This window comes from Saccharomonospora halophila 8, assembly GCF_000383775.1.
Lineage (GTDB): Bacteria > Actinomycetota > Actinomycetes > Mycobacteriales > Pseudonocardiaceae > Saccharomonospora > Saccharomonospora halophila.
In genome coordinates this window covers 95,279-100,335 of record NZ_KB912565.1, presented here as the reverse complement: position 1 = coordinate 100,335, position 5,057 = coordinate 95,279, and the positions used below count along the sequence as shown (strand labels likewise).

4 protein-coding genes are annotated in these 5,057 nt (G+C 70.8%); all 4 read right to left on the bottom strand.

Translation table 11 applies throughout. From position 1 onward, the window contains the following. The coding region (gene recF, locus SACHA_RS25585; protein ID WP_019810994.1) for a DNA replication/repair protein RecF at positions 1 to 782 on the bottom strand (782 nt) is incomplete at its 3' end. Continuing rightward, positions 783 to 1,691: a phosphogluconate dehydrogenase (NAD(+)-dependent, decarboxylating) gene (gene gnd, locus SACHA_RS0114995; protein ID WP_019810992.1), complete on the bottom strand. Its 909-nt coding sequence runs from the start codon at positions 1,689 to 1,691 to the stop codon at positions 783 to 785. A 69-nt stretch (positions 1,692 to 1,760) separates the two neighbouring features. Continuing rightward, positions 1,761 to 2,888, bottom strand: a complete 1,128-nt coding sequence (gene dnaN / locus SACHA_RS0114990; protein WP_019810991.1) for a DNA polymerase III subunit beta — start codon at positions 2,886 to 2,888, stop codon at positions 1,761 to 1,763. 917 nt (positions 2,889 to 3,805) lie between these two features. Then, positions 3,806 to 5,057: chromosomal replication initiator protein DnaA (gene dnaA, locus SACHA_RS22385; protein WP_232211896.1), on the bottom strand; the 1,252-nt coding region annotated here is incomplete at its 5' end.

Below are 5,057 nucleotides of genomic sequence, written 5' to 3'. Positions count from 1 at the left end.
TCGGCACGCGGCCCGTCCGGCGTGCCGTACCCGCCGGGCAGGGCCTCGCCGAGGCTGGAGCGGTAGTCGAGCCCCACCGGATGCGAGTCGGGCGCCACCCCGGCGTACGCGCTGCGCACGTGCGGGGCGAGGTCGGCCACCAGGTTGAGCCGGGCCGCGAGTAGTTCGGCACCCGCCGTGGCCAGATGGTTGTCCCAGACCTCCAGGGTCGACGCCACGTACGGGTCGTTGGCCCCGGCCGCATCCGGGGACCGGCGGCGTCCGCCGCCCTTCTTTCCGACGCTCTTCAGCAGGGCGTTGCGCTGCCGCAGCACCCGGTCGTACTCCCCACGCACCCCCGCGTACCGGGGCGCGCGCAGGACGAGCAGTTCGTCGAGGAACCGGCGCCGCTGGTCCGGGTCGCCCCGCACCAGTGTGAGGTCCTCGGGGGAGAACAGCACGGTGCGCAGGATGCCGAGCACGTCCCGGGGTCTGCCGACCGATCCCCGGTTGATCCGGGCACGGTTCGCCCGGCCCGGTGCGATCTCCAGCTCGACGGTCAGTTCGCGGTCGTCGTTGACCACCGCGGCCCGCACCAGTGCGCGCTCGCACCCGTGCCGGACGAGCGGGGTGTCACTGGAGACCCGGTGGGAGCCGAGGGTCGCGACATATCCGACGGCTTCGAGCAGGTTGGTCTTTCCCCGCCCGTTCGGGCCGACCAGCACGGTCGGCCCGCGGTCGAGCGGCAGGTCCACGTGCTCCCAGGAACGGAAGTCGGTGACCTGGAGGTGCCGCAGATACACCTAGTCGGCGACCTCCGTGTCGGTGCCCGCCCGGCGGACGGCGTGTCCGCCGAACTGTTCGCGCAGCGCGGCCACCGCCCGCATCGCGGCGGAGTCCTCCTGCCGGGAGGCGAACCGGGCGAACAGCGCGGCGGACAGCACCGGTGCGGGCACGGCGTTGTTCACCGCCTCCTCCAGGGTCCAACGGCCCTCGCCGGAGTCCTGGACGTGACCTTCCAGCTCGTCCAGTCCGGGGTCCTCGTCCAAAGCGCGCACCAGCAGCTCCAACAGCCAGGACCGCACTACGGTGCCGCGTTGCCAGGCCTTGACGACGGCCGGCACGTCGGTGACGACATCGGAGGCGTCGAGCAGTTCGAAGCCCTCGGCATAGGCCTGCATCAGGCCGTACTCGATGCCGTTGTGCACCATCTTCGCGTAGTGCCCTGCGCCGACATCACCCGCGTGGGCGAAGCCCTCCGCGCGGGGACCGTCCGGGCGGAGCGCGTCGAAGATCGGCATCGCCCTGGCGACGTCCTCGGCGGAACCGCCCGCCATGAGGCCGTAACCGTTCTCCCGGCCCCACACCCCGCCGGACACCCCGACGTCGAGGTAGCCGATGCCCTGCCGCGCGAGCAGGGCGGCGTGCCCGGTGTCCTCGGTGTAGCGCGAGTTCCCCCCGTCGATCAGCAGATCGCCGGCCTCCAGCAGCCCGGCGAGTTCGGTGATCGTGTTCCGGGTGGGTTCCCCGGCGGGGACCATCACCCACACGATCCGCGGCGCGTGCAGGGCGGCCACCAGGTCGGCCAGGGACGCGACGTCGGTGAGGTCGGGATCCCGGTCGTACCCCACGGCCTCGTGCCCCGCCGCGCGTACGCGGTCGCGCATGTTGGCGCCCATCTTGCCCAGGCCCACGAGTCCGAGCTGTGCCATCGGCGTGCTCCTCCGTCGTCCGTTCGCCCGTGCCGGGGGTTCCGCCCCGCCGTCGCCCGAGGACCCGGCTCAGCCGGGCAGGCGCACCGGCATGAGCATGTACAGGTAGCCGGGAATGACGTCGCCGTTGCCGTCGGCGGGCTTGAGCAGCGCGGGCCGGCTCGGGGTGGTGAAGGTGAGCTCCGCCCGGTCGGCGTGCAGCGCGCCGAGGCCGTCGATGAGGTAGCCCGGGTTGAACGCGATGGTCACCGGCTCGCCCTCGTAGTCGACGGGCAGTTCCTCCTCGGCGCTGCCCTCGTCGTCGCCGCCCGCGGACAGCCGCAGCAGGCCGTCGCCGAACTCCATGCGGATCTGGGTGCCGCGCTCGGCCACCAGCGACACGCGCTTGATCGCGTCGTTCAGCGCGGAGACCCCGAGCACGGCACGGGCGCTGTACTGGTCCGGCAGCAGCTTGCGGTACGGCGGGAACTCGGCGTCCAGCAGGCGGGTGGTGGTGAACTTGCCCGCACCGGACAGGCCGAGCAGGCCGTCCCCGCTGGCCAGGCCGACCTGGACGTTGCCACCGGAGGAACCGAGGGACTTGGCCGCGTCGGCGAGGGTGCGGGCGGGCACCAGCACCGCGGCGTCGCTGAGGCCCTCGGTGGGTTGCCAGGTGAACTCGCGCATGGCCAGCCGGAAGCGGTCGGTGGCCACGAGCGTGAGGGTCTCGCCGGTGATCTCGACGCGCATGCCGGTCAGCATCGGCAGGGTGTCGTCCTTGCCCGCGGCGACGGCGACCTGCGCGACGGCCTGGGCGAAGGAGTCGCCGGTGACCTCTCCCGCGAGGTCCGGCTGGGAGGGCAGCTGCGGGTAGTCCTCCACTGGCATGGTGGGCAGGCTGAACTTCGCGTTCCCGCAGGTGATGGTGGCGCGGGCGGCCTCGACGGAGATGTCGACCGGCTGCGCGGGCAGTGCCTTGGTGATGTCGGCGAGCAACCGGCCGGACACCAGCGTGCGGCCGCCGTCGCCGATCGTCGCGTCGATGCCGACCGTGGCCGAGACCTCGTAGTCGAAGCCGGAGACGGTGAGCGTGTCGTCGTCGCCCGCCGCGTCGAGCAGCACACCGCCGAGGACGGGAACGGGCGGCCTGGACGGCAGGCTCTTGGCCACCCAGGCGACGGCATCGGCGAGTCCGTCACGCTCGACGCGGATCTTCATGTGCCCATCCTTTCGACGGCGAGCCGGTTGGTGCTCGTGGGATCGACAAACCGCTCCGGTGATCGTGCCCGGTGCGGGCGAACACGCGAGCCGGGTGTGGCTTTGTGGGTCCGCCCGGTGGCCGGGTACCGGGCCCGCGGGCATCGGGCGGCGCCCGGGACCTGCCGACCGGACCGGCGTGTGGACTCCCACGGTAGAGCGTCCCGCTCGGGGGCGTCATGTCGGGCCGGGTCTTCGTGGAGCCGGTTGTCCCCAGCTTCGCCTCACCCCTGTTTTTCTCTCCTTCCCAAGAAGAGAAGAAGGACAGCCGTAACAGTAGGGGTTGTGGGTTGTGTGGACAGCCGTCTTCGTCGCAGGTCACGTCGGGTGACCGGGTGTGGACGCACCCTGGGGAGAGTCGGTGGACAACTCGGCGGGTCGGTGGACGGTTCGGCGGCGTCCGCGATTCATCCACAGTCGGCCTTGTTCATCCACAGCTCCGTCCCCAGACAGGGCCCGAGTTGTACCCAGGTTGCCCACCGGGCTGTCGGCCGCCGCTCCCCCGGAACGAGTGAAAAATCGTTGCTGTGGAAGGAAATGTGGGCAAACCCCGGGTCAGCTGTGGAGGGGCTGTGGACCCGGTGTGGGCGGGTTGTGGACGCCTGTGGATACCCGTCGGTACTCGCATGTGAGGCCGGGTGGGGACGGAGCGGCTTCCGCTCGCTCCGGCTGTGGACAACGTCCCCCGACCGGCCAAAGTGGATCATGGACGGGGTGCGCCGACTCATTTTGAAACGTGAGTTCCGGGGCGACGGGCGGACTTCCGGGAGTCACCGGGGTCGCCAAGGATCGCCGGGGGCGGAGCGGACGGAACCCCCCGGGGCGTTGCCGCCGGGGTCCTGAGACGCGCGGTGTGCGGTGGGGTGGGGTGGGTGCGGTTACTGCCGGGCGCGCTGTTTGATGCGGGAGGTCAGTTCCTGCACCTGGTCGTAGATCCGGCGCCGCTCGGCCATCTCCTTGCGGATCTTCTTGTCCGCGTGCATGACCGTCGTGTGGTCGCGTCCGCCGAAGTTCTGGCCGATCCGGGGCAGTGACATGTCGGTCAGTTCCCGGCACAGGTACATCGCGATCTGGCGGGCGGTGGCCAACGCCTTGGTCTTGCCGGAGCCGGTGAGGTCCTCGATCGTGACGTCGAAGAACTCGGCCGTCACGCCCATGATCGTGGTGACGCTGATTTCCGGGGCCTGGGAGTCCGGGATCAGGTCACGCAGGACGATCTCGGCGATCCCGACGTCGACGGGCTGCTGGTTGAGCGAGGCGAAGGCGGTGACCCGGATCAGGGCCCCCTCCAGCTCACGGATGTTGGCCTCGATCCGGGTCGCGATGAACTCCAGCACCTCCCCGGGCACGGCGAGGCGGTCCTGCGCCGCCTTCTTCCGCAGGATCGCGATGCGGGTCTCCAGTTCGGGAGGCTGGATGTCGGTGATCAGTCCCCACTCGAACCGGGTCCGCAGCCGGTCCTCCAGGGTCTCCAGCCGCTTCGGCGGCCGGTCGGAGGAGACCACGATCTGCTTGTTCGCGTTGTGCAGCGTGTTGAAGGTGTGGAAGAACTCCTCCTGGGTGCCTTCCTTGCCTTCGAGGAACTGGATGTCGTCGACGAGCAGGATGTCGATGTCGCGGTAGCGGCGCTGGAAGGCCACCTTGCGGTCGTCCCGCAGCGAGTTGATGAAGTCGTTCGTGAACTCCTCGGTCGACACGTACCGCACCCGCATCCCGGGGAACAGTCGCTGCGCGTAGTGACCGACCGCATGCAGCAGGTGGGTTTTGCCGAGCCCGGACTCGCCCCAGACGAACAGCGGATTGTAGGCGCGGGACGGCGCCTCGGCCACGGCGACGGCCGCGGCGTGGGCGAACCGGTTCGACGCGCCGATGACGAACGTGTCGAAGGTGTACTTCTCGTTCAACCTGGTCTTCGAGGTCTGTGGCTGGGCCGGTGCCGTGTAGGGCTGGCCGGCGATGGGCTGCCCGGAGAACGTCGGCCAGATCTCGGAGACGGCGGCGAGCGCCTCCCCCTCCTCGTCGACCTCCTCGTCGGCGTCGTCGGCGTCCTGCCGGGGTCGGTGGTACGCGGTCTGGGCGTGGGACGGGCCGTCCTGCGGCCCCGCGGCGTGCCGCCCGCTGTCGGCCGCG

What these genes read in the sequence shown, in the direction of transcription:
- gnd (WP_019810992.1), bottom strand. Translation starts at nt 1,691, where the DNA reads ATGGCACAGCTCGGACTCGTGGGCCTGGGCAAGATGGGCGCCAACATG.
- dnaN (WP_019810991.1), bottom strand. Translation starts at nt 2,888, where the DNA reads ATGAAGATCCGCGTCGAGCGTGACGGACTCGCCGATGCCGTCGCCTGG.